Origin of the sequence: Nostoc sp. DedQUE05 (assembly GCF_034530955.1) — a bacterium.
GTDB lineage: Bacteria > Cyanobacteriota > Cyanobacteriia > Cyanobacteriales > Nostocaceae > Nostoc.
Window position 1 is genome coordinate 54,161 of record NZ_JAVRCB010000044.1, and the last position, 25,473, is coordinate 79,633.

At 40.2% G+C, this 25,473-nt stretch carries 18 protein-coding genes and 1 pseudogene; 9 read left to right on the plus strand and 10 right to left on the minus strand.

Translation table 11 applies throughout. The annotated features are described in order from the left end of the window. The first annotated feature begins 421 nt into the window (after window positions 1-421). From RMZ42_RS27045 to RMZ42_RS27065, 5 genes are all read left to right on the plus strand, one after another. A complete protein-coding gene (locus RMZ42_RS27045) occupies window positions 422-2,161 on the plus strand; it encodes a diflavin flavoprotein (protein WP_322674312.1) in 1,740 nt (579 codons plus the stop codon). Between the two features lie 152 nt (window positions 2,162-2,313). Beyond that, window positions 2,314-4,026, plus strand: coding sequence for a diflavin flavoprotein (locus RMZ42_RS27050; RefSeq protein WP_322674313.1), 1,713 nt, complete (start codon window positions 2,314-2,316; stop codon window positions 4,024-4,026). A 395-nt stretch (window positions 4,027-4,421) separates the two neighbouring features. Further along, on the plus strand, window positions 4,422-5,483 hold the full coding sequence (locus RMZ42_RS27055) for a hypothetical protein (RefSeq protein ID WP_322674314.1): 1,062 nt from the start codon (window positions 4,422-4,424) through the stop codon (window positions 5,481-5,483). A 336-nt stretch (window positions 5,484-5,819) separates the two neighbouring features. Next, window positions 5,820-6,026: a hypothetical protein gene (locus tag RMZ42_RS27060; RefSeq protein WP_322674315.1), complete on the plus strand. Its 207-nt coding sequence runs from the start codon at window positions 5,820-5,822 to the stop codon at window positions 6,024-6,026. A 535-nt stretch (window positions 6,027-6,561) separates the two neighbouring features. Then, on the plus strand, window positions 6,562-6,741 hold the full coding sequence (locus tag RMZ42_RS27065) for a hypothetical protein (RefSeq protein WP_292785777.1): 180 nt from the start codon (window positions 6,562-6,564) through the stop codon (window positions 6,739-6,741). Window positions 6,742-6,781: 40 nt separating this feature from the next. On the opposite strand, the gene RMZ42_RS27070 is transcribed toward RMZ42_RS27065, so the two are convergent. Further along, complete coding sequence (locus RMZ42_RS27070; protein WP_322674316.1) at window positions 6,782-8,074, minus strand: dicarboxylate/amino acid:cation symporter; 1,293 nt, start codon at window positions 8,072-8,074, stop codon at window positions 6,782-6,784. Between the two features lie 193 nt (window positions 8,075-8,267). Between RMZ42_RS27070 and RMZ42_RS27075 the strand changes: the two genes are divergently transcribed. Further along, window positions 8,268-10,898, plus strand: a complete 2,631-nt coding sequence (locus tag RMZ42_RS27075) for a DNA polymerase III subunit alpha (protein ID WP_322674317.1) — start codon at window positions 8,268-8,270, stop codon at window positions 10,896-10,898. A 331-nt stretch (window positions 10,899-11,229) separates the two neighbouring features. Then, window positions 11,230-11,643 carry an IS200/IS605 family transposase gene (tnpA, locus tag RMZ42_RS27080; RefSeq protein ID WP_322674318.1) on the plus strand — a complete coding sequence of 138 codons (414 nt, stop codon included), beginning with the start codon at window positions 11,230-11,232 and terminating at the stop codon, window positions 11,641-11,643. Window positions 11,644-11,729: 86 nt separating this feature from the next. Here tnpA and RMZ42_RS27085 read toward each other — a convergent pair whose 3' ends face one another. Then, the gene (locus tag RMZ42_RS27085; protein ID WP_322674319.1) at window positions 11,730-13,463 is read right to left on the minus strand and encodes an NFACT family protein; all 1,734 of its coding nucleotides are present in this window, start codon (window positions 13,461-13,463) and stop codon (window positions 11,730-11,732) included. Between the two features lie 495 nt (window positions 13,464-13,958). After that, window positions 13,959-15,194, minus strand: a pseudogene (locus RMZ42_RS27090) (glycosyltransferase family 4 protein); the annotation flags it as partial. Window positions 15,195-15,820: 626 nt separating this feature from the next. On the opposite strand from RMZ42_RS27090, the gene RMZ42_RS27095 reads away from it, so the two are divergent. Beyond that, window positions 15,821-15,988, plus strand: coding sequence for a hypothetical protein (locus RMZ42_RS27095; RefSeq protein WP_322674320.1), 168 nt, complete (start codon window positions 15,821-15,823; stop codon window positions 15,986-15,988). A gap of 139 nt (window positions 15,989-16,127) precedes the next feature. Here the strand turns inward: RMZ42_RS27095 and RMZ42_RS27100 are convergent, their stop codons facing one another. The 7 genes from RMZ42_RS27100 to RMZ42_RS27130 form a co-directional block, all read right to left on the minus strand. Continuing rightward, window positions 16,128-16,700: a Uma2 family endonuclease gene (locus RMZ42_RS27100; protein WP_322674321.1), complete on the minus strand. Its 573-nt coding sequence runs from the start codon at window positions 16,698-16,700 to the stop codon at window positions 16,128-16,130. Between the two features lie 63 nt (window positions 16,701-16,763). Then, window positions 16,764-17,312, minus strand: coding sequence for a hypothetical protein (locus RMZ42_RS27105; protein WP_322674322.1), 549 nt, complete (start codon window positions 17,310-17,312; stop codon window positions 16,764-16,766). Window positions 17,313-17,356: 44 nt separating this feature from the next. Then, window positions 17,357-19,519, minus strand: a complete 2,163-nt coding sequence (gene recQ / locus RMZ42_RS27110; RefSeq protein ID WP_322674323.1) for a DNA helicase RecQ — start codon at window positions 19,517-19,519, stop codon at window positions 17,357-17,359. 213 nt (window positions 19,520-19,732) lie between these two features. After that, the gene (locus RMZ42_RS27115; RefSeq protein WP_322674324.1) at window positions 19,733-20,017 is read right to left on the minus strand and encodes a type II toxin-antitoxin system YafQ family toxin; all 285 of its coding nucleotides are present in this window, start codon (window positions 20,015-20,017) and stop codon (window positions 19,733-19,735) included. Further along, window positions 20,010-20,255, minus strand: coding sequence for a hypothetical protein (locus RMZ42_RS27120; RefSeq protein WP_322674325.1), 246 nt, complete (start codon window positions 20,253-20,255; stop codon window positions 20,010-20,012). The genes RMZ42_RS27115 and RMZ42_RS27120 overlap by 8 nt, the downstream gene beginning before the upstream one ends. 331 nt (window positions 20,256-20,586) lie before the next feature. Further along, the gene (locus RMZ42_RS27125) at window positions 20,587-22,161 is read right to left on the minus strand and encodes an AAA-like domain-containing protein (protein WP_322674326.1); all 1,575 of its coding nucleotides are present in this window, start codon (window positions 22,159-22,161) and stop codon (window positions 20,587-20,589) included. A gap of 139 nt (window positions 22,162-22,300) precedes the next feature. Next, window positions 22,301-23,710: an AAA-like domain-containing protein gene (locus RMZ42_RS27130; RefSeq protein ID WP_322674327.1), complete on the minus strand. Its 1,410-nt coding sequence runs from the start codon at window positions 23,708-23,710 to the stop codon at window positions 22,301-22,303. Window positions 23,711-24,296: 586 nt separating this feature from the next. Here RMZ42_RS27130 and RMZ42_RS27135 point away from each other — a divergent pair. Next, entirely contained in the window at window positions 24,297-25,256 is a 960-nt protein-coding gene (locus RMZ42_RS27135) for a protochlorophyllide reductase (RefSeq protein WP_322674328.1), read from the plus strand. The last annotated feature ends 217 nt before the right edge of the window (window positions 25,257-25,473 follow it).

Consider the following 25,473-nt stretch of genomic DNA (forward strand, 5'->3'; position numbering starts at 1 on the left):
ACCTTTCCTACCTTTCCTACTTTTTTAATTAAGTGAGTACCCGAAAAACATAAATTTTCCTATTTTCTACTTTATAAATATATTTTTTGACAATATGAAATATTAAAAGTAATCTCGACTTGGTAGGTAGACCAGCAATATAATAATAGTAAAATTATATCTTTTTAGTTAAAAATATAATTACTATGATATTTTTAAATTAAGATAAAACCAGATAAATAGCAAAAACAAGTACTCAGTAAAATTTAGGAATCAATTAATATTTAGTATATTTTTTGAGTCATATTTTTTGCTAAAAAACAGCAATAATTGATACAAGTTAAATTTTTAAAAAACTGATATTCATTACAACTTCAAAGAAAAATAATAGAGAGAATGGGGGCAGAAGAAAAACCTGTTAATTTGCGCTCGGAGACGAATAATGGTAACGATGTCTACGACCGGCAAGGCCCACGCAGAGAACGTTCAACATCGGTTAACTATACAAACTGTAGAAATTGCCCCTAACACAACGGCGATTCGCTCTCTTGACTGGGATCGCGATCGCTTTGATATCGAATTCGGACTGCAAAACGGTACAACCTACAATTCATATCTAATTAGGGGCGAACAAACAGTTTTGATCGATACTTCTCACCAGAAGTTTCGCGATTTGTATTTAGAGACCCTCAAAAGTCTTGTCAACCCCAAAACAATTGATTACATAATTGTTAGTCACACAGAGCCAGACCATAGCGGCTTGGTAGAAGATGTCCTTCAATTAGCTCCTAGAGCCACTGTTTTAGCCTCAAAAGTTGCGCTGCAATTCCTTGAGGGATTAGTACACGATCCTTTTTCCAAGCGGGTTGTGAAAACTGGCGATCGCATCGATATCGGCAAAGGGCACGAAATGGAATTCGTGAGTGCGCCTAACCTGCACTGGCCGGATACAATCTTTAGCTTTGACCGCAAAACCCAAATTCTCTACACCTGTGATGCTTTTGGAATGCACTTCTGTGACGATCGCACCTTCGACGAAGATTTAGAAGCGATCGAAGCTGACTTTAGATTTTACTACGACTGCTTGATGGGCCCTAACGCTCGTTCGTTGCTGAATGCGATGAAGCGGATGGGCGATCTCGGAAAGATTAATATTATCGCCAATGGTCATGGGCCTTTATTATACCACCATTTAGATGTTCTGACCGGGTGCTACGAAAATTGGAGCCAAAAACAAGCGAAAGCAGAAACCACAGTTGGCTTGTTTTTTGTCTCAGAATATGGATATGGCGAACGCCTTGGTCACGCAATTGCCGAAGGTATCCTGAAAACTGGCGTTGGCGTAGAAGTACTGGATCTGAGTACTGCTGAAAGCCAAGAAATTCAAGAATTAGCTGGGAGAGCAGCTGGCATCATTATCGGGATGCCTCCAACTACCTCCGCCGCCGCCCAAGCTAGTATCAGTTCGGTGCTAGCTGTCGCCAAGAACAAGCAATTTCTTGGGCTGTTTGAATGTTACGGTGGGGATGATGAACCCATTGATACACTCCGCAGACAATTTCTTGACTCTGGCATCAAAGAAGCTTTTCCACCCATTCGGATTAAAGAGACTCCCAGCGCCTCAACATTCCAGTTGTGTGAAGAAGCGGGTAAAGACATCGGACAATTGCTAGTGCGCGATCGCAACATCAAGCAAATCAAGTCCCTTGATGTCAACATGGAAAAGGCACTGGGTCGCATTAGCAGCGGACTATATATAGTCACCACGAAAAAAGATAATGTCTCAAGTGCAATGCTGGCATCTTGGGTAACGCAAGCGAGTTTGCAACCATTAGGATTCACAATTGCCGTTGCTAAAGACCGCGCCATTGATTCCTTAATGCAAGTAGGCGATCGCTTCGTCCTCAACGTTTTGGAAGAAGGCAATTATCAAGAACTCAAGAAACACTTCCTCAAGCGCTTACATCCTGGTGCTGACCGCTTTGCAGGAGTGAAAACTCAAATTGCGAAAAACGGTTCGCCGATTCTAACTGATGCTTTGGCATACATGGAATGTGAAATCCAGACCAGCATGGAATGCAGCGACCACTGGATATTATACTGCACCGTCCAAGAAGGTCGTGTCTCCAAAAACGATGGATTGACAGCCGTTCGCCATCGCAAAGTAGGTAATTACTACTAAATATTGGGCATGGGGCACGGGGCATAGGGCATGGAGTACGGGGTATGGGTTATTTATCTTTGTTCCCAATGCCCAATTCCCAATGCCCAATGCCCTATTCCCAATGCCCTATTTTCAATGCCCAATGCCCAATTCGCTAACTTTTAACAGCTATGACCAATTCCAAGCCACGCGACGTACAAGTTTTACCAATTGCTACCAATACTAAGGCTATCAGAGCGCGTAGTTGGTCACGTCTGCGGTTTGAAATTGAATACGCACTTGAAAGAGGTACTACTTCCAATTGCTATTTAATTGAAGCTGATAAAACCGCACTTATCGATCCACCGCCAGAAAGCTTTACCGAAATTTATTTAGAGGCATTGCGGCAGACTTTAGATTTACAAAGTTTGGATTATATAATCTTGGGTCATTTTAGTCCCAATCGAGTTGCAACCCTCAAAGCAATTTTAGAACTAGCACCACAGGTAACTTTTGTCTGTTCTCTTCCTGGTGCGAACAATTTGCGTGCTGCTTTCTTAGAGCAAGATTTAAATGTCTTGGTGATGCGGGGGAAAGAAACTCTGGATTTAGGCAAGGGTCATGTTTTGAAATTCTTACCCACTCCGAGTCCGCGTTGGCCGGAAGGACTTTGTACCTACGACCAGCAAACCCAAATTCTCTACACAGATAAGTTATTTGCAACTCATCTTTGTGGTGATGATGTGTTTGATGATAACTGGGAAGCGCTCAAAGAAGACCAGCGTTACTACTTTAACTGCCTGATGGCTCCCCAAACTCCTCATGTGCAAGCAGCTTTGGAGAAAATATCAGATTTGCAGGTGAGAATGTATGCTGTAGGTCACGGGCCCTTGGTACGCACCGGCTTAATCGAACTTACCAAAGCTTATGGAGAGTGGAGCCGTTCTCACAACGATCGCGAAATTTCTGTTGCCCTACTTTACGCTTCAGCTTACGGAAATACAGCGACTTTAGCACAAGCGATCGCTCTGGGATTAACTAAAGGTGGAGTTGCAGTTAAATCGATTAACTGTGAATTTGCTACCCCTGATGAAATTCGCATCAACCTCGCGCAGTCAGAGGGTTTTATCATCGGTTCTCCTACCATTGGTGGTCATGCGCCAACTCCGATTCATACTGCTTTAGGGATTGTGTTATCGAGTGGTGACAACAGCAAACTCGCTGGAGTTTTTGGTTCCTACGGCTGGAGTGGCGAAGCCTTTGACTTAATCGAAGGTAAACTCCGGGATGCTGGGTATCGCTTCGGTTTTGACACTTTGAAGGTGAAGTTTAAACCTGATGATGTTACCCTCAAGTTCTGTGAAGAATTAGGTACAGACTTTGCCCAAGTACTGAAAAAGGCTAAAAAGATACGCGTACCCCAACAAGCCGCGACTCCAGTGGAACAGGCTGTTGGTCGGATTGTTGGTTCCGTTTGCGTAGTGACAGCGAAACTTGGAGAAGTGTCTACCGCGATGTTAGGCGCTTGGGTTTCTCAAGCCACCTTTAATCCACCCGGAATAACAGTGGCGATCGCCAAAGAGCGAGCGATCGAATCTTTGATGTATCCAGGCGGTAAGTTTGCCTTAAATATTTTACCTGAAGGCAATCATCAAGAATACATGAAACATTTCCGTAAATCTTTCGCGCCTGGGGAAGATCGATTTGCCAACTTTAGTACAGCAGTTGCAGATAACGGTTGTACCGTCCTCACTGATGCATCAGCATATTTGGAATGTTCAGTCAACCAACGTCTGGAATGTGGCGATCATTGGGTTGTGTATGCAACTGTAGATGAAGGGAAATTACTCAAGCCTGATGCTGTGACTGCCATTAACCATCGCAAAACTGGCACTCATTATTAACTTTTATTGGTACTCTCCAACTTAGGAGATTACCGTGCAATGCGACTCTAGCAGCATTTTTGCTACTTACTCAGTGTGCTAGGGATACAATCAACCACCCTAGATGTCTGCACATCTGATAAATCCACCTACACATGAGAGTGATAGGTGGATTAATTTTTTTTGCTGAGAAGAATGCGTTTAGAAAAAACAGCAATGGTTAAACACACGTATCTACATAATAAATTCATATTTTCTTTAGCATAAATTTACACGTATAGAATTTAGCATATACAAAATATGATTAAGTAAAGGTTATGAAGCTATTAAAATCCGATGTCATGAATTATTGTAATGTTTCATGACTAAGCTTAAAAATTTATTACATTCAGCCAGTGAAAATAAGGAGATCCTAATTGATTAGGAAAATAGACGCGCAAAATTTTCAGCTTAAGCCGCTTGGGACTTACTTGGTTGAAGCTGAACTAATTACTCCAGATCAATTAGACACAGCACTCAAGACACAAAAGTTAAGTGGTGAACAGTTGGGAGAAATTCTGGCAATACATGGTTTTGTTAAGCAGCAAACCATTGAATACTTCATGTCAAACGTTGTATTGCCAGAGCGACGCAAAATCTTGAAAAACCAATCTTATTCAGACAATGGTAAGAGCGATCGCATATCTGTAATTGAGTCAACGAGTTCGATAAAACCAGAAGATGCGATCTTGCTGTTGCAATCATCGCATCAATTCAAAGTATATCTTTCTGCCAACAAAACCCTCAAATTCCTGCTTGGCGTGGTTTTATGTTTGGCTCTTGTCAGTCTTTTTGCTAATTACAATGTCTACTATCTACCTGACTTCCCTGGGAGAGATATCTTTAGAATTATATTCGACCTCAACAGCGAGGATAGTATTCCTACAATTTACTCTGGAGGAGCTTTACTATTTTGTTCTATTCTGCTAGAAATCATTTTCCAAGCTCAGAAGTCAACTAAAAATAAAGACTTCTGGGCATGGAGAGGATTATCAATAGTCTTTGCTGGTTTGTTCTTAGACGAATTGATCAGTCTTCATGAAAGACTAACTACACCATTGCGAAGTACATTCAGTACCAGTGGTTTTTTGTACTACGCTTGGGTGATTGTGGGTGCTATCTTCGTACTCGGATTCTTGCTAATGTTTGGGCGATTTGTGTTTACTCTTCCTAGCAAGACACGACGCTTATTTTTCATTGCTGGAACAATCTACGTGGCAGGTGCAATTGTTAGTGAATTGATAGGCGGATACTATGAATATTACTACACCCCCAATAACATGGTTTATGTCTTCATAACGACTATAGAAGAAGTGCTAGAGATGCTGGGCATAGTTATCTTTATTTATACGCTGTTGTCGTACATAAGTTGCAATATTAAAGGTATAGATATAGGAGTCCACATTAGTGGTTATAGGAAGCAAGACCAGCGGACTTAGCTCAAACATATAGCAATCTGATTTGATTTCTGAATTAATCGTAGGGACTAGGGACTGGGGACTGGGGACTGGGAAGAAGGAATAAAGCTGTACTGAGTTTTTTTCACGCAATCAAATATGAGTCCTATAGCCAAATAAAATATTTGAAACTTTTGTACTTAAAAAGAGGTAGTTTTTGATTAGCAACTTGAGTTATTACTGTCCAAGTAGGCGATCGCCAACTTGAAGGCAACGGTAACGATGTATTCCAAAGCACCCCGGTAATTGCAAAGACACCTCTGTGGCGTCAATGTAACGACCTGTTGTCTGGTGGTCTTGGTAGCGAGCGATATCCTGATGGCTAGCAATGACCGGGATAAATTTGTCTTTGCCCTTGGAGAAGGTACTGATATTATTACCGACTTCTACAAAGACAACAATTTAATTAGCTTGTCTGGTAGTCTAACCTTCAGGCAACTGAGTTTCTGCTGTCACGATGATGTTGTGACTACTACTGATGAAATCTTGGCAACTCTGACTGCTGCTAATTTCACTATCGTCTAGTATCAAAATCGAGGGGCTAGTTATCGCTGCCTTAAAGAACCAATAATTACTGTAGAACCAGCCTTTTGATCGAACTGACTGTAAATTCATAGTTGGTAGCATAAATCACTAGAATTTACATACAATACATACATACTGTAGGTAATTTTGACTTTTGAGCCATATCTAACACCCAACACAGTCAATATGCGACCAAATAAAGGCTGTGTTCAGCACCTAAAAGGTTCATTTTGCATAACACATATTATAGGTGATTTGTAGAGTGTGTAAGTCCTAATTACAAGTCTTATTGTGTAAGCCCTTACTAACGTATCTGTAATAGAAATTTCGTGAAATGGTATGACTTTTCACGGGATATGGATTCAGAAAAATGGTGCGTGCAATTTCAGTATTAAAGCGTAAACAACATAAATTCACTTGGTGAAATTCCGCAATTGCCACAAAGACAATAGCAAAAACGCAGGGTAGCCTTTAACTAGAAAAACAGTATTAGGTAATTCCTAGACACAACTTTTATATTATTTTTCTTCTTCTTATGACTCCAAAACACACCAAAATTAAATTTCCTCTTTGGCAGTATCTGAACCAGCCCTTATTTAGTCGGGATACTAAATTAGTATTGAATCCCCAACGCTTTGTATTGATCTGGCGTCTGCAACTTTTAGAACGTTGCTGGACTAAAGAATGTGACGCCAAAGGGCCTCAACAGCATTAGATATTTAAAAAGCTGCTGAACTCAACTAAAAGCTGGCAAACTAAGCCTCGTCTACAGAACGTGGCTTTTTGCCATCAAGTAAAGCACTGACAGTCATATCTCCCATAACATTAATTGCGGTGCGGCAGCGATCCAAAAACCAGTCTACAGTAACTAGCAAAGCGATGTATTGGGTAGGTAAGCCAACAGAAGTGAACACTAGTGTCATCGTTACCAGTCCTGCATTGGGAATATTTGCCGCACCCACAGATGCAAAAATCGAGGTAAGGATGACAATTAACTGCTGTGTCAGACTCAGATGTTGCCCAATCAGTTGGGAAATATACAACGCAGACATTGCTTCATAGAGGGCAGTACCATCGTTATTGAAATTTGCCCCGACTAATGCCCCCAAGGCAGCAGAAGATTCCCTTAAACCGACTTTTGTTTGCAAAACCTCAAAGGTTACGGGCATTGCCGCCGCCGAGGAAGAAGTTGAGAAAGCTGTCAAAAAAGCATCAGAACCGCCAGCGAGGAATTTTAGCGGATGTACCCAAGAACCAAATTTTACTCTGGTGAGATAGTAGCACGCTTGCAATACCAGTGCTAACAATACGGCAACGATAAATGCACCCAAAGATTTAAACGGTGCAAAGCCCTGCATCGCAATAGTTTTAGCTACAATTCCAAAGACTGCGAACGGTACTAAGGCAATTACCCAGTTGAGGATGCGGACTACCGCTTCAAATAAAATTCCGATGACATCCTCTATCGGCTGAAATCCATTCTTGCCTTGAGCAATTTGTTCAGATTTTAATCCCCGCAGAACGATGCCAAAACTTAGGGCAATCACAATCAACTGGATGACATTATTATCAACCAATGGCTTGAGGACGGCTTCTGGTACAGCATCTTTGAGTATTCCCCAAGGATCGAGACTCTGAGCAGTTATTGCCGTACTTGTTGAGGTGTTTACATTGCCCCAAGTCCCCGGACGCAGTACATTAGCTACCAAAAGTCCCACCAAAATAGCTACGGTAGTGTTAGTTAAAAGTAATACTGCTAACCGCCGTCCGGCTGTACCAGGGATATTGGTAGTCATTAAAGTATGCAGCACTGCTACCAGAATCAGGGGTGTAGCCAAGGCGCGGAGAGCCTTTAACACCAATTCTGCCGGAATTGCTAAATTATTGATTAAAGCGGCGTTACTGGGATTGGGATTCCCTGCACCAAGGGCAATTCCGACGCTGACTGCCGCTATTAAGGCGATGAGAATTTGCAACGTGAGAGGGATACGCTGCCACCAAGGGCTAGCTTTGGTTTCAGGCGAAGTAGTTCTCTCTGTTTGACTCATTGGCTAGATACTGGTTAACTGCTGTAACTATTAAAACAACACTAATAATAGTGATAATTCCCGAAAAAGAACAGCTTTAATTTTGGTTAAAAACTGTTAATCTAAGATTCCGTTGCTTTGCAAAATCTGGCTCGAAAGGGTATACCACAAGGTAGGCCCCTAGAGATATCTTGGCTTGTGGTTGGAGGTGCTTATGTCCTTTGTTCCTTTACATATTCACAGTGACTATAGTTTGCTTGATGGGGCAAGTCAGCTACCAGAGTTGGTAGATCGAGCGATCGCATTGGGAATGAAAGCGATCGCTCTTACCGATCATGGTGTCATGTATGGAGCCGTCGAACTGATCAAAATCTGCCGTAGTCAAAATATTAAGCCGATAATCGGCAATGAAATGTATGTAATTAACGGCGATATCGAGAAACAAGAACGCCGTCCCAAATATCATCAAGTTGTTTTAGCTAAAAATACCAAAGGTTACAAAAATTTAGTCAAATTAACTACAATTTCTCACCTCAAAGGTGTTCAAGGTAAAGGAATTTTTTCTCGTCCTTGTATTAATAAAGATTTACTAAAACAATATCATGAAGGCTTGATTGTCACCAGCGCTTGTTTGGGTGGAGAAATTCCCCAAGCGATTCTCAGTAATCGACCAGATGCAGCCCGAAAAGTTGCCCAATGGTATAAAGATGTATTTGGTGATGATTATTATCTAGAAATTCAAGACCACGGTTCCCAAGAAGACCGGATTGTTAATGTTGAAATCGTCAAAATTGCGCGGGAACTGGGGATTAAAATTGTTGCTACCAATGATTCGCATTTTATTTCTTGTTTTGACGTTGAAGCCCACGACGCTTTGCTATGTATCCAAACTGGCAAGTTAATTATTGAAGATAAACGGATGCGTTATAGCGGCACAGAGTATCTCAAATCTGGTGAGGAGATGCGGCAGCTATTTCGCGATCATTTGCCGGATGATGTAATTGCCGAAGCGATCGCTACTACTGGAGAAGTTGCTGATAAAGTTGAGCCTTACCATATTATGGGTGAGCCTCAAATTCCTACACCTCCCATTCCCTCTGGTCATACTGCTGACACTTACGCCGAAGATGTTGCATGGAGTGGACTGTTAGAACGGTTAAATCGCAAATCTCGCCAAGAAGTCGATTCCGTCTATAAAGAAAGATTGGAATACGAACTTAAAATGATTCAGCAGATGGGTTTTTCCAAATACTTTTTAGTTGTTTGGGACTACATCAAATTTGCTAGAGATAATAACATTCCTGTGGGGCCAGGTCGCGGTTCGGCGGCTGGTTCATTAGTTGCCTATGCGATGCGAATTACTAACATTGACCCTGTGCATCATGGGTTACTATTCGAGCGTTTCTTGAACCCAGAACGGAAATCAATGCCTGATATTGATACGGATTTTTGTATTGAACAACGGGATAAAGTTATTGATTATGTAACTGAAAAATATGGTGCAGATAGAGTTGCTCAAATTATTACTTTTAACCGTCTAACTTCTAAAGCCGTTTTGAAAGATGTCGCTAGAGTATTAAATATTCCTTATGGGGAAGCTGACAAAATGGCGAAATTAATTCCTGTAGTCCGGGGTAAACCAACGAAACTCAAGGTAATGGTTTCCGATCAAACCCCAGAACCAGAGTTTAAACAGAAATATGATAAAGAACCCCATATTCGCCATTGGCTTGATATGGCGATGCGAATTGAAGGAACTAACAAAACCTTTGGTGTTCATGCAGCAGGTGTAGTAATTTCTGCCGATCCACTTGATGAGATTGTACCGCTACAAAAGAATAATGACGGTTCTGTAATTACCCAATATTTCATGGAAGACTTGGAATCAATGGGTTTATTGAAAATGGATTTTCTGGGTTTGCGGAACCTAACGTTAATTCAAAAGACCGTTGATTTGATTCAAGAAACTAGAGGATATCGGGTTGATCCTGATGAAATTCCCCGCCAGGAAAGAAAAGCCCAGAAGATATTAGCGAAAGGTGAACATAGCAGTCTACCTAAAGATGTACAAAAGACTTATGAATTATTAGAAGCAGGTGAGTTAGAAGGAATATTTCAATTAGAATCTTCTGGGATGCGTCAAATCGTGCGAGATTTGAAGCCTTCTAATATAGAAGATATTTCTTCAATTTTGGCACTTTATCGACCGGGGCCATTAGATGCAAAACTGATTCCTAAATTTATTGACCGCAAACATGGTCGAGAAAACATTGATTATCCACACAGCATTCTAGAACCAATTTTAGATGAAACTTATGGAATTATGGTCTATCAAGAGCAAATCATGAAAATTGCTCAGGATATGGCTGGATATTCTTTAGGACAAGCTGACTTGCTGCGTCGGGCGATGGGTAAAAAGAAAGTGTCTGAGATGCAAAAGCAGCGAGAAAAATTCGTGGATGGCGCAGCGAAAAATGGCGTTCAGAAAAAAGTTGCGGATGAATTATTTGAGCAAATGTTGAAGTTTGCTGAATATTGTTTAAGCTATGACACTGAAATATTGACAGTAGAATATGGATTGTTGCCCATTGGGAAAATTGTAGAAAAACGTATTGAATGTACTGTGTACAGCGTTGATAATAATGGAAATATTTATACGCAACCTGTGGCACAGTGGCACGATCGCGGACAGCAAGAGGTGTTTGAGTATTGTTTGGAAGATGGTTCAATAATTCGGGCAACAAAAGACCATAAATTTATGACTGTTGATGGTCAAATGTTGCCAATTGATGAAATATTTGAGAGCGAATTGGATTTGATGCGGATTGAGAGTTTACCGAATTGAGAATAGCCAGAGAATAGCCAGAATAGCCAGCCAGCCAGCCAGGGAATAGAATTCCCTGTCTAATAATGCAAGTCCTCTAGAAGAGGACTAGAAAAAACTTGGTTTAATTGTTCACTAGTTTCAGATAGTCGTCTTCAGACGACTTTAGCTTTCAGACAGGGAATTTCATTCCCTGGCTGCTGCTGGCTGCTGCCTTCTGGCTGGCTTCGTGAACTGGCTGATTTGCTGATTCCTACTTCCCTGGCTGACGGACATTGCTAATATGATAATTTTTTCTAGCAATATGGGAAACATAAATGTATGTAAATAAATACAAAATTTAAAAAATCTTATGTCTCTGTGGCGACTTTATTATCATATTGTTTGGGCAACAAAAAAACGCCAACCTCTAATTACCTCCGATAAAGAAACTGAGCTTTATAATTACATCATTAATAAATCCAATAGTTTAAATTGTAAACTCCATGCCATTGGAGGTATTGAAGACCACATACATTTAGTAGTATCTATCCCCCCAACAATCGCGATCGCAGAGTTTGTGAAAAAAATTAAAGGAAGTAGTTCTCACCATTTCAATCACAATCTTTGCCCTACATCAGAAAAATTTACTTGGCAAGAAGGATATGGTATATTCTCCTTGGGCAGTAAGCAACTTGAGCAAGCTGTTATATATGTTCAAAATCAAAAAATACATCATCTTGAAGGCACAGTAAATTCCCATTTAGAAAGGGCAACTCAAAGCTGATTTATTTAATCAATTTGCACCCAAAGAAAAAAGCAAGCAAAGAAAAACTAAAATAACTGATTTAGGTTTTGGTGAAGTAGAGAGCGTCATTTTGAATTTTGAATTGTTAATTGCGGTTTTCCCCAAAGTATGCTTTCTTGCTTGTAAATGGCAATTCCCGGTTTTGCTCCTTTGGGTTTGTAGACGTGTTTTGGCTGAGTGTAAACTACTGGTACTTGCTCACTCTGACGGGCGCGACTGTAATATGCAGCAAGATTAGCTACAAATTGCAAATCAGCTTCTTCTGCCACAGCACCCGGTTCTAAACGTAGTAATACATGACTCCCTGGAATTTCTTGAGCGTGGAACCAGATGTCATAATCCCCAGCTACACGAAAGGTCAATTGGTCATTCTGGCGATTGTTACGACCGATTAATACTTCAAAGCCGCCGGGGGTAAGGTAACGATGAAAGTTAGTGCTGGGGGGTTCGTTTGCACTGCGACTGCGGTATTCTGGATCTTCTAGATACTTTTGCCCAATCAACTCTTCGCGGATTTCTTCTAAAGCTCGCAAATCTTCTGCTGTTTGGTAGGTGTCTATCTGAGCGATCGCAGCTTCTACTTGCTCTAAATACTCAATTTCTGTCTGTACTTCTAACAGTAGCGGCTCCACAGCAGCACGAGCGCGTTTGAGCTTTTGGTGTTGTTTGTAAAGACTTTGGGCATTTTGGACGGCATTTTTATCTGGCTGGAGAGCGATCGCTACTGGCAAATTTGTCTCAAAATCAGCAATGATAATTTCTTTCATCCCTGGTTCCCAGTTTTGCAGATGAGCCATCAATAAATCTGCTTTTTGGCGATACTCATCGGCTCGATCTGATTGCTGCAAGCGCGTCTGAAAGGTTTGAGCTTTATTCCGTAATTTCGTCAGAATATTATTTAATTTCTGACTCAACTGATGGCGCAATTGGGAAAATAACTGTTGGTCAATTTGGTTACTGTAGTAGCGGTTGAGCAACTCCTGGATATTTTTGACCTTTTCAACTGCACCCCAACCCATTACGGTGTAACCATCTTTTGTCCAAGCGGGTTGAAATTCTTTGGAATCTAGAGCTTGCAGCCATTCTTGCCAACGCTCAAACAACCGTCGCCAGTCGTCGGGGTTGAGAGTATTGGTAGATGTTTCTGATGCGATATTTGCTTCTAGCAGCATTAACTCCACTAGTGCAGCACTCAAGCCACTATAACTTTTGAGCAATTGCCGCTTGATTGCTCCTGGTACTAAACTTACCCGTTCTTGCCAACGTTCTTGAGATTCACTCAAGTAGGGGACACTTCCAGTTAGTTTCGGTGGTGTTTCATAAAATTGTCCGGTTTGGATGGGACGGACGCTAGATTGTTGCTGACTGACTTGATGAGCGGCGGTGATAATTATATTGTTAGCGTCGGTGAGAATGACGTTGCTATACTTGCCCATGATTTCTGCATAGACATGATATAGAGCGCTTTCTCCAGGACGACGGGCAAATTGTAAATCAATCACACGTTCCCAAGGGGCGATCGCTTCAATCGCCACCAGTGCTAAACCACCCAATTGGTGTATTAATTGTTGGCTAAAGGTAAAGGTATCTGGCGATCGCGGTGGCGGATCGCCAATACAAATATGTGCAGCTTGGGGATGCCAAGAAATTTGTAGCCAATCTCGCTGTTCTAAGGTACGTAATGCCATAGCGATCGTATAGCGATCGCGCTGGTAAACTTGTTCTAAGCGTGATGGTAGCCAGTTAGCGCGGATTTCGCTACAAGCAGCTGTGAGAGTGGTAAAGTCAACTGGTTGCAAAGCGATTAGTTGTTAACATTCAAATGGTAGCGATCGCTATGCTTTTATTTTTGTTTAGTTAAAGCATAACAGACCTCACCTATCATAGCGGTTACTTGCTTTGGTGATAGCTGCGAATCAAAAAACGCAGAAATTATCATAAGATAAGCTTCTGCGTTTAAGTGATAAGTTCGTTTTTTATACAGTTTGTTTTTGGTGTTGAGTTTTCCAAGCTCAGGCGATGCCTACGGCGGGCAACTCTTGGAGAGGCTACGCCCGAAGCGTAGCTATGCCGCAGGCTTTACGCCTACGCTACCAAATTTAAACCCAAAATATTATCCGAGTTACTCACTCACCATTATCTGTTAAACAAAAGCGTTATTTAGCAGCTAAAACTGGTTCTTTTGCTGCTGATTGCACTAGTTCGGTGGTTGAGTGTACTAGTTCTTTTGCTGCTGATTGCACTAGTTCGGCGGTTGAGTGTACTAGTTCTTTTGCTGTTGATGCTACTGTTTGTGGCTGCAACAGTTGGGTGTAAAGTTCACTCAGTTGATTGGCAACACCATCCCAGCTAAACTTAGTTTCGACGCGCTTTCTACCAGCTTTACCTAATTCATCTCGCCATTCTGGATTTAAGAGAATTCGGTCAATAGCAGATGCAAAAGCCTCTACATCTTGTGGTGGAGCCAATAAACCAGTTTCTTCATTAACTACAGTAAACTGAAGTCCGCCGACATCGCTTGCTACTACTGGTGTACCGCTTGCCATCGCTTCGATCGCTACTAGTCCAAAGGGTTCGTAGTGACTAGGAACAACGCAAACATCGGCAGCAGCGTAATAAGTTGGTAAAACATCTTGACTCAGACGACCTGCAAAGGTGGTAAAGTCACTCATTCCCAATTCGTTGACGATTTGCCCAATGCGATCGCGCTCAATTCCGTCGCTGTTACCTGGAGTGCTACCACCACCAATAATTAGCTTGATATTTTTAGAGTCGCGTAGTTGAGATTCGTTTACCGCCCGTACCAAAGTTTCTATACCTTTGCGTTGGTCAAAGCGCCCCACGTATAGTACAACTTTGGTTTCTTTATCAATCCCCAATTCAGCCCTAGCTGCTTCTCGTCCAATGGAGCCAAAGCGCTGAATATCTGTACCACAGGGAATGATATCGATATTGCCTTTTGTGGAAACTAGCGATCGCATGTGTTCCTGTTCTTGCGGACTTGTCGCTACAATTCGCTCTGCTTTTTCCAATACTTGTTTTTCAACTGCTAATCGCTGACTAGCAATCAAAGGAATATTTTCTATAGTGTTGTACTTGACTGCTCCTAAGGAGTGGTAGGTGTGAACCTGTTTACTCTTTTGGATTTTATTTAACTGCATCCCCACCCAACTAGAGAGCCAGTAGTTAGTATGAACCAATTCGTATGTAAAATCGTTTTTTATTTGAAATTTGAGGAAATTATCCACAAATTCTGGCAGATATTCAAAAATTTCATCTCGCGGCACAAACTCAAGGGGGCCAGCTTTTAAACGGATAGTTCGACAATTGTTGCTATGTTCAACTATCGAGTCTTGCTCCAGACTCACTTTGCGGGTAAACATATCAACTTGCCATCCCAGCTGCGCTAGTGCTTCACCCACATTACGCACATAAACATTTTGTCCCCCAGCTTCTTCTTTCCCTATTTCAATCGCTGGGTCTCCGTGGACGGAAATCAAGGCGATACGTTTTTCGGTGGTAGAGTTCATAGTTTGTGTGTTGCTGATTTTAACAAAGTTTTAGGTTGTTCCAAGCACGTGTATAGCACACTTACCTGAATTATTTAGGAACTTTGATTATTATTGATTTTAATTTACTATGTCTAATTTTTTTTAACATCTTCTGTCAGATAGGTTAAAAACAAACATTTAGTTTCTTTAGATATAGGAAATTGTTATATCTATATCTCATCCTTTTGATAGATAAAAATGAGATTTTTTCATTCATGTCTAGCTCCAATTTCATAGATATGGCAATTTTAATTTGCTCTCTACCTATAGACTCAGTTCTTTGACTTCTACGAGGATATATCTGGTTAATAGGGGGTTTGACCCCCTAACACATCTTGGAGTAGGAAGCCAGAAGACTTGAAAAAGAAGTCAGAATTCAAAATTCAGGATTCAGCAATCTTGACGCGACGCTATCTGCTTTTTCGGTCAAAATACCCAACTCAATTATGGCGACTGACGTTTTTATTCTGTTTTGATAAAAATATATTTATTTAGCTTATATTCTCTAAAATAAATCTAAATTCTCTTTTTACGCAATTTTACTGTTTTTGCTTCAAACTAATAAATATAGTCACCACCAATTTTCAAACGGAGAAGATTAGTATATGAGTTTGATAGATGGTATATTTCTGACGATATTAAATACTGTTGCCTGTCTAGCACTGCCTAAGCTGGTATCTGTAATTCTGCCTGTCAGAAACCAAAACACTCAGTCTTCAAAGTCTGCTATGACATCACAAGATTCTAATTCTGAAATTCCCAGTTTTTCTTAATGTAAACTGACGATCTCATAGATATCGCCTTGATGAGGAGAAAACTTAGTTATTGGTGCAAGGCGATATCTGAACAATAAATTATACAGATTGTGTTTTGGGAAAAAAATGAGAGTTGTTTTTCTATTCAACCTAAAATTTATACAGGAAAAAACTGGTCTACAGTACAGCTAAAATCAGGCAATAGCGGAGAAATTATATTATCATTACTAAATAGGGTTGCTACCAAATTCAGTTGACTTTGTTCGCGCCGATAGACCTCTAGTTTACGCGATCGCCAATCAGCAATCCAATATTCTTTTACTCCTCTGGAAGAATAAAGTTTAAGTTTTGCTTCCTTATCCCGTCTTTCATCTGACTTACTCTCAGACAAGACTTCGACTACTAAATCTGGTGCGCCAGTAAAATGTCCTTTTTCATCCAATGTTAGTGTCAAGGTTTCTTTAGTAGCCCAAACTACATCAGGAATCACATTATCTGATTCTGAAAATAAAACGCCGGGATTGATTACAGCTTCTCCTAAACCAGTAGAATCTGACCAAATGTTAAGCTGTTGGAAAATTCTGCCACAAGTTTGCTGATGTTTAAAGTGAGGTGCCCTAGTCATAAATAATTCTCCATCAACTATCTCGTAACGCGTCCCTTCGTTTTCTGGAAAGAGTTCCACATCCTGAGTTGTCCAACGTACTCCTGTATTAAGCATCTGACTCATTAGCTAACTCCTTTGATATTGCTCTTGTATTTTAATCATAAGATTTAAGTTTAGCTTCCTTATCTAGTTTTTCAAAAAACAAATATATGAACAAATAGTAAGACTTAAACAAAATGCACCAAATAAAATGCAAAACCAGCCACCTAATATAAGTGCGTTAGAATTGTCTTGAGTGAGTGTCAGAAATTGCTGTTGAGAATCGTTTAGAAAGGCATTAATTTTGTCAGCAAGTTTTTGTGCAGATAGTTGCCAGTAGGAGGAATTAGAAATGCGATAATCTTTCCCATCCTTGATAACAGGGGCGACATAATATTGTTTGCCTCCATCATCATTGATTGCTTTAACTTCTACGCCCATCCATAAATCTAATTCCGAATAAATTTTCACAGACGACTCCCACCAATCTCGATTAGTCAACTGACAATTGATGTGTTTTGGTGTTCGCTCACAAGAGAAAGTGGTAATCTTCTCTGGTGCAGATATTAACTTGACTCCAAATGCAATAAGCGAAACACAAAAAAGCAAATATATAAAGTTAAAGCAGTGTATTGATTTTGGCATATTTGAGAGTTTTGATTTATCTCTCTCGTTATTTTCTTGATTGTCATTCATAACAAAACAATCATTATATTTTTTTATTACTCGTCCTCAGCAAATTATCTCTTGCGATTTTCGCGCCGCCACTTACTCCGTACTAAGCGAATTTCATCAAAAGTGTAGCTTTCGCCTAGTTGTTCTTTGATGGGAGTCAGGGAAATATCACCGAGTACTTCTAAAACTTGCCAAATTTTTTGTTGATGTTCTATAGGTACTAATTGATTTAAATCAACTGGCTGATTTTTTTCAATTAGTTTTTCTAGATGATTGCTAACTGTTGCCGGACTAAGGTTGCGCTTTTGGGCAATTTGAGCGATATTTAAACCTTGTTGATGCAATTGTAATGTCTGCAATTCGGTGTAAGAAGAAGATAATTTGGGAGATGATACAGAAGTAGCAGATTTATTTTGCAAACCTTTTTCTTGGCGGTAGGCGCGAATTTCTGTAATAAACTTTTCGCCATATTGAGCGAGTTTGTGACTACCTACACCAGAAAGTTTGGCAAATTCAGCTAAATTTTGGGGTTGCACTTGTACCATCAATTTTAAAGTGGAATCGTGAAAGATGACGTAAGGTGGTACAGATTGCTCATCAGCTAATTGTTTGCGTAGCGATCGCAATTTCTGTAATAATATTTCTGCAACTTCTGCTTTTTCACTCTCCGGCTCCCAGGTAATCTTTTGCACTGTGGTTACAGCTAGCGAAACTGTGCGTTGTTTTCGCATGACTTGCCAACTTAAGGCATTTAGTTTTAAAACTGAGTAACCATCGCTAGTTTGTTCTATTAACCCTTGATGTAAAAGCGATCGCCCCAACATTCGCCATTCATCTACAGTTCTATCTTTACCAATACCGTAGGTAGAAAGTTTATCGTGTTCGTACTGGATAATTTTGTCTTTTTTTGCTCCTCGCAACACATCAATTATGTGTAGCATTCCAAACCTTTCTTTGCAACGCGCCACACAAGATAAAAACTTCATGGCTTCAATTGTCCAATCTTGCACGGGTTTGGGATGACGACAATTGTCACAGTTACCGCAATTTCCAGGAAACCTTTCGCCAAAATAACCTAGTTGAATTGTTCGCCGACAATCAGTGCCTTCAGCATAATCGATCATCTGCCGCAGTTGTTGTTTAGCAATCAACTGTTCTTGAGGATCGGTTTTTTGATCGATACTCCATTCAATTGTTTTAACATCACCAAAGCTGAAAAATATTGTACATCGAGATGGTTCTCCGTCTCTACCTGCTCTACCCGATTCTTGATAATAACTTTCTATATTTCTGGGTAGATCGAAGTGAACTACCAACCGCACATCGGGTTTATTAATTCCCATTCCAAAAGCGATTGTTGCCACCATCACCCGGACATCATCTCGAATAAATCGCGTTTGATTGCTACTACGTTCTTCATCACTTAATCCGGCGTGATAAGGCAAAGCAATAACTTTATCATTTTGTAGTTTAAAAGTTAATTCATCAACTTTTTTTCGAGTTAAAGAATAAATAATTATCGAACCTTCAGTTTCTCGAATTAGTTCTAATAATTCAGCGTAAGCATATTTAGTTTTAGGACGAACTTCGTAATAAAGATTTTCACGGTTAAAACTGGCAAGATGGATGCTTGGTTGTTTCAGACCTAATTGTTGAATAATATCACTACGGACGCGATCGGTTGCTGTGGCGGTGAGAGCGACTGTAGGCACATCAGGATAGCGTTTCCGCAGAGATTTCAACTGGCGATATTCTGGACGAAAATCATGTCCCCATTCCGAAACACAGTGCGCTTCATCAATAGCAAAGCTCGAAATACCGATTTTTTCTTTAACTAAATCGAGAAATGGGAGAAACCTTTCACTGAGTAGACGTTCTGGGGCGACGTAGAGTAATTTTACTTTACCGCTGAGGATGGCTTCTTCGCGCGATCGCACTTGGTAAGCGTTCAAACTGCTATTGAGAAATGTCGCATTAATATTATTATTTCGCAATGCTTCTACTTGGTCTTGCATCAAAGCAATTAACGGCGACACCACCACCGTTAGCCCATTTTTTAACAACGCTGGTAGCTGAAAACACAAAGATTTCCCCCCACCAGTCGGCATCACAACCATTAAATCTCGATTTTGCAGCGCATCTTCGATAATTTGCCGTTGTCCGGGGCGGAATTGGTCATAACCGAAGTGATATTTTAGCGCTTGTTCGAGATGGGGATACTGAAGCATAGCGATCGCTTTTTCGGGGCCGTTCTGCGTGGGTAGTTATTAAAGATATCAGGATTTTAACTCACATCATCGGCAGCTTTGGCCAGACCTACGTTTCTGTTTGCCATCCCACTAAATCAATCATCATACATAATGCGATGTCTACGATGGGCTACGCCCACGCTTGAATTTCAAGACAGTTGTTATAAGATAGGCGATCGCACTTGTATTGAGCTAATAAACATCGTCATGAGTACCAATATCTAACAAAAGAACAACTTGTTCCCCACTCTCTTCATCGGTTTTCAGCGAGAAAACAACGCGACAATCATATCCACAAGAACATGAAAGCAACCCTGAGAGCTTTCCCTCTAGCTTGTGAGTGCCCAAGTTGACTGCAAATATGTCATTCTCCATAGCAGCAATAGTTTCTTCTATTCTGGCCTGTAAGTCAGCATTACGACGAGTAAATTTTCGGAAAGCTCTTTTAAATTTGCTCGTGATAACTAACCTATACATCGGCTGCACTTGGGTTATTGAGATATTCCCGTAATTCTTGAATTGCTTCGGCAGCAGTCTGGATTTTGAGCCTACCTGCTTGAAATTCAGCAATGGAAGCTGCTGCATCTGACGCAATTTCATCTCGCCGACTTTCAATAATTCTGCTTTTGAGAATTTGTACCAGCATTTCTTGCTGCTCTAAAGTAAGCTCCATTGCGGCATCTAAAACTCTATCTAGGTTACTCAATCGCTTCATCCTGTTAATTATTTTGGTTGATAATAGAACTCGTAAGATATAAACTTACAAGTTTTACCTTTATTGCTTTTTTAACTTCATCAAATTCATATTAACTTATCGCACTCAATCAACCTTTATACACAAAAGATCGCTTTTTCGGGGCCGTTCTGCGTGGGCAGTTATTGAAGATATCAGGATTTTAACTCACATCATCGGCAGCTTCGATCGGACTTGTGTTTCTTTAGTCGGGGATTTTGGCTCTGTTGAGATTGTTAGAGAAGTGTTTAACGATGAAAGGAAAGTTAGCTAATTTCCAACTGAGTCCCTAACTAAGTTTTTTTAACAATCGTTATTCTGAGGTTTCTTTAGAGGCTCTTGATTTTGGACAGTGAGGAAATTGCAGGGTTGTAGTAATATCGGTGCATTTTAACTGTGATTCTAAAACATCAATCTTTCGTAAAAGCGATACTCCCCACACTATAGAAATCACTAATTTGATGGTCATCCCCACGAGCAAAAGTGTCACTATTGTGGCATTTTTCTTTTGTTGAGCCAGCCTTTTTTGTTGTTCTGCAAGTCGTGCTTCTACTTCTTGAGCGCGTTCAGCTTCTAAAGCCTGCTGTACTTCTCGCCGATCTAATTCTTCACTAGCAGCTAAAAATCGATAATCTAAGTTACTCAAGCTTTTACAATTTGCCCAAGTTTGCCCATCTATCAAGGCTTGTCCGCGTAATAGGCGAGATTTATCTTTTTCCTCTGAGGCTATCCATGCATTGAAGTTTTCGTAGTAGGGACGCAAGTAAGCTAGTTTTTTCCCAACCCATTCTAAATTGAAAACTTCTTGATAAATTCGATTTTTTACTTGGAGAAAACCTTGTTTTTTGATTACCAAACCAGATAGCAAAAGTTCTACCTGTTCTCGACTATCATCGGCTGGTACTTTCACTCCTTGAAGGATTTGTTGATAAATTCCTAGCAATCTGGCAGCATATTTTTCGTTTCTGAGGATGCGATCGCGAATAGTTCGCAAATGCTCCGGTTCATCTTGTGATTCCCATTTCTCAATGACGTGCGATCGCACCACATTTTCTATCCAAAATTCTTCTGTACCAGGGGGAATTTTTAGCTTTCTACCTATATCATCTTGAGATAAACTCACAAGTAGCCGACACAGCTTTTGAGTAAGAAATGGTTGTCCTTCTGTCCAAGCTAATACTTCTTTCAAAACTTTCTGAGGGTGATTGTCTTTAATATCTAATCCCAAGGATAGTGGTTGAGCTTCTTCAAAGGTAAAACCATTAACTTCTATAGTTTTACCAAGATTAAACGGGGTAGTATTATTACCATATATAAATAAGTCTGAAGGTGTCGCAACCCCAAAAATTGCAAATGTTATTCGATGATACTCTGGATTAATTGCTCGTTGGTTATAACAGAATCGAATCATGTTAAAAAAGTCATCAACAGAGAAATTGAGATTGAGTATACTATCAATTTCATCAATAAAAATAAATAGCCTTTCGTTAGGAAACTGAGCTAATAAAACTTCCGAAATAAACCGACTGATTTTCTGAACCAAAGAAAGATCGTTTTGTTCTTGCCACCAGGTTTTTAAATTAACTTTTCCTAACAGTTTAAAACTCAACCATAAGTCACCGACAACTCCTTTATACCATTGCTCTGGAGTTATATTTTCACAACCAATATTAGTCATGTCAACGGTGGCACATTTAAAGCCCTCTTTTTGCAAGCGGTGCTTTGTTTTTACCATAAGTGAGGATTTACCCATTTGTCTACAGCTTAGGATGTGGCAAAATTCACCCTGTTTCAAAGCTTCATAAAGTTCCACATCTGCTCTGCGCTCGACATAGCTAGGAGCATCATTAGTGAGAGTACCACCAACTTGATATCGATAATTTTTCATTTAATTGATTTTTAATTTTAAGTTTATTCTATATCTCAATCAACACATTTGGATTGTGACAATTAAGAAAATTCTGATAATATCGATGAGTAATTAGGTTCGTAATCAGAACTTTAGTGTTTACTATGAACAATCAAAACTAGCTGGTAAATTCACGATAAACATTAGCATGATTATTTTGCTTTCCAAACTGTTGACTAAAATAAAGACGATATAACTCACACATGGCACTAGCTTGATTGCCGTTTAGTTGAACCAAACCCATACTTTCTAATTTATAAGCCGCGATCGCGTCTAACTCTACTTTTTCATCTGTTGCAATTACCTGTTCCATAGCTGACATTAATTCTGGTTCTTCTTGCAGTAGTGTCAACAGTTCTCGTAGATGCTGACCGTAAATTCCTACTGGTGTAGATGCAGTTTCTAATAACACCTCTAGCGTCATTTCTCCCTGACATAAATGATAAAATGCAAGGCTCACCAGATAAGGATGACCCCCTACCATTGCTTGTAGGGGTGCAAGGCGTTTTTCCCCTTCCAAGTTTCCTGCCCAATCTAGTCCGTAACGTAATGCTAAACTCTGTACTTGCTTAAGGGTAAATGGTGGCAGTGTAATTGTTATCCCTACATTGAAAGGCGATTGGTTGAGCTTAAGCGGAATATAAATTTCTGTGGTGTGAACCACTATCATCCGCAGTTTTTGCCAAATCCGATCTTGCTTTGCTTGTTCATGCCAAAATCGCAGCATTGGCAGAAAGTCTTGGGCAATATTGGGATATTCAAAAATCCGATGGACTTCATTCAAAGCCAAAACTACAGGATTATCATTAATGTATTGCAACAGATATGCTTCAAAATAGATTTTGCAGCTTACCTTGCTGCCCATTTCTATATCCCAAAAATCATCTACACAAGGAAGAAGATTTAACTGCCTACTGACATTTACACAAAACCAACGCAAAAATTTATCCAGGGAAACAAAAACATCTCGGTCAGCTTCTTGAAAGTCCAAATAAACAGTTTGATAATCTTGCTCTCTAGCATAAGCAATCATCCGATTCAGCAGAGAACTTTTTCCCATCTTTCTAGGTGCTTTGAGCCGGATTAAGCAACCAGGGTGTAAAATCTCGTTACAAACAACTTCTTCCAGGGAAGGGCGATTGATGTAAAGAGGAGAATCTAGTGCTACAGGGCCGCTAGGAAATTCTATCTTGCTTGCTGAAAACAAGTCTGGAGAAATCATTTCTAAACTAGATTCTTCACCAAACTTTTCTTGGATCTGATTTTCTTGATTACCTATCTCGTCTTGCAAGTGTTTATTCAAAGCTAAATGTAGATTTTTTTTCGTTATTCTTTTTCCAAGTGCGATAGAAAGGTCTTGCCACAACTCAGAACCAACTTCCTTGATGTAATTGTTGCCGTAGCCTGACACCTCTGCCATCTCACCATAAGTTTTACCCAAACACGATTGATAAAGTACAAACCACTGAATTGGATCGAGAGGCTTGTCTTGGAGAATTTTTTTTACAGATTGTAGAAGCTTATCCACAGAAAATAAATTGTTAAACAGTTAGGCAATCTACTTATATTTTTCAGCCTAGTAGTAATATACATCTGAAATATATCTGAAAAAAAAATAAATATTTGAAAACAAAAAAAGTTGATATTGCATTCATCAGTAGTATACCAAAAATGTGATTGTAATTACTTTTTTGCAGGTTTTTTGTATAGAGGTTAAGTTGGCAAGCACGATAAAACCAATGTATGTTTAGTTTTGTAAAAACTGTGAAATAACGAATTTGTAAAGTATGTGCTGTATTTACATTTCGTAAAAAACTTGGGAATTTTCTCGCCCACTTACTTAGCCCTCTTCCATCACTTTTGGAGAAAGCAATCGCTGCAAGGCTTACGAACCTCACTTTCCAAGTTTTGGCTACATTTTTGAATTTATTATGTTAGAAAATAAAGCTTCAAACCTTGATTTAGTCATAGTTTCAGTTTTCTGCTTCGATTATTGTTTTCACCAAAGTGATAGAAGGGCGTTAGTTCAGCCGAAATACAGCCCTGAAAAACCTGGTGACAACGATGGCTCGCTGGTATGAGATTCTAGAGACAGTCAATGGGAGCTGAACAGAATGGAACAACATCAAAAGCCAACGGTTGTAATTACGGGTGCCTCTTCAGGGGTGGGTTTGTATGCTGCAAAAGCTCTTGCTGAAAGGGGATGGTATGTCGTATTAGCGTGTCGGGATTTAGCGAAGGCACAAAAAGCAGCCCAAAGCGTGGAAATCCCCTACAACAGTTATACCAGCATACATATTGACCTTGGCTCTTTGGAAAGTGTTCGACAATTTGTGAAGAACTTCCGAGCCACTGGCAAGTCTTTAGACGCTTTGGTGTGCAACGCTGCAATTTATATGCCCTTAATCAAAGAGCCGTTACGCAGTCCAGAAGGTTACGAGTTAACTGTCACTACCAATCATCTGGGTCATTTCCTATTGTGCAACCTGATGATAGAGGATCTGAAGAAGTCATCTTTAGAACCAAGGCTGGTAATTTTAGGAACCGTCACCCACAATCCAGACGAACTAGGTGGAAAGATTCCACCACGTCCCGACTTAGGCGATTTGCAAGGCTTTGCAGAAGGATTTCAAGAGCCAATATCGATGATTGATGGCAAAAAATTTGAACCAGTTAAAGCTTACAAAGACAGCAAGGTTTGCAACGTGCTGACTATGCGGGAACTGCACGAGCGCTATCACCAGTCAACCGGTATCATCTTCAATTCTCTCTATCCGGGATGTGTTGCAGAAACGCCGCTATTTAGAAACCACTATCCCCTGTTTCAGAAAATCTTTCCATTATTCCAGAAGTACATCACTGGGGGATATGTGTCTCAGGAGTTGGCGGGAGAACGGGTTGCTGCCGTGGTTGCCGATCCTGAGTATAATCAATCCGGTGTTTATTGGAGTTGGGGAAATCGCCAGAAGAAAGATGGCAAATCTTTTGTGCAAAAAGTCTCTCCTCAAGCTCGTGATGACGACAAAGGCGATCGCTTATGGGAACTCAGCGCCAAGTTGGTTGGACTTGCCTGATCAGACAGTGAGGTGGCGTTACACTTGTGCATGATTCATAGATTCATTTTTTTGAATGGCGTTGCTGAATCATGGGATGTTTTCACCTAATTTGGAATTTTCAATGGTTTCAACCGCCAATTCATCCCGCATTTATGCAACGCCTTTTGAATTAATTAGTATTATAGGACTCATATTTGATTGCGTGAAAAAAACTCAGTACACCTTTATTCCTTCT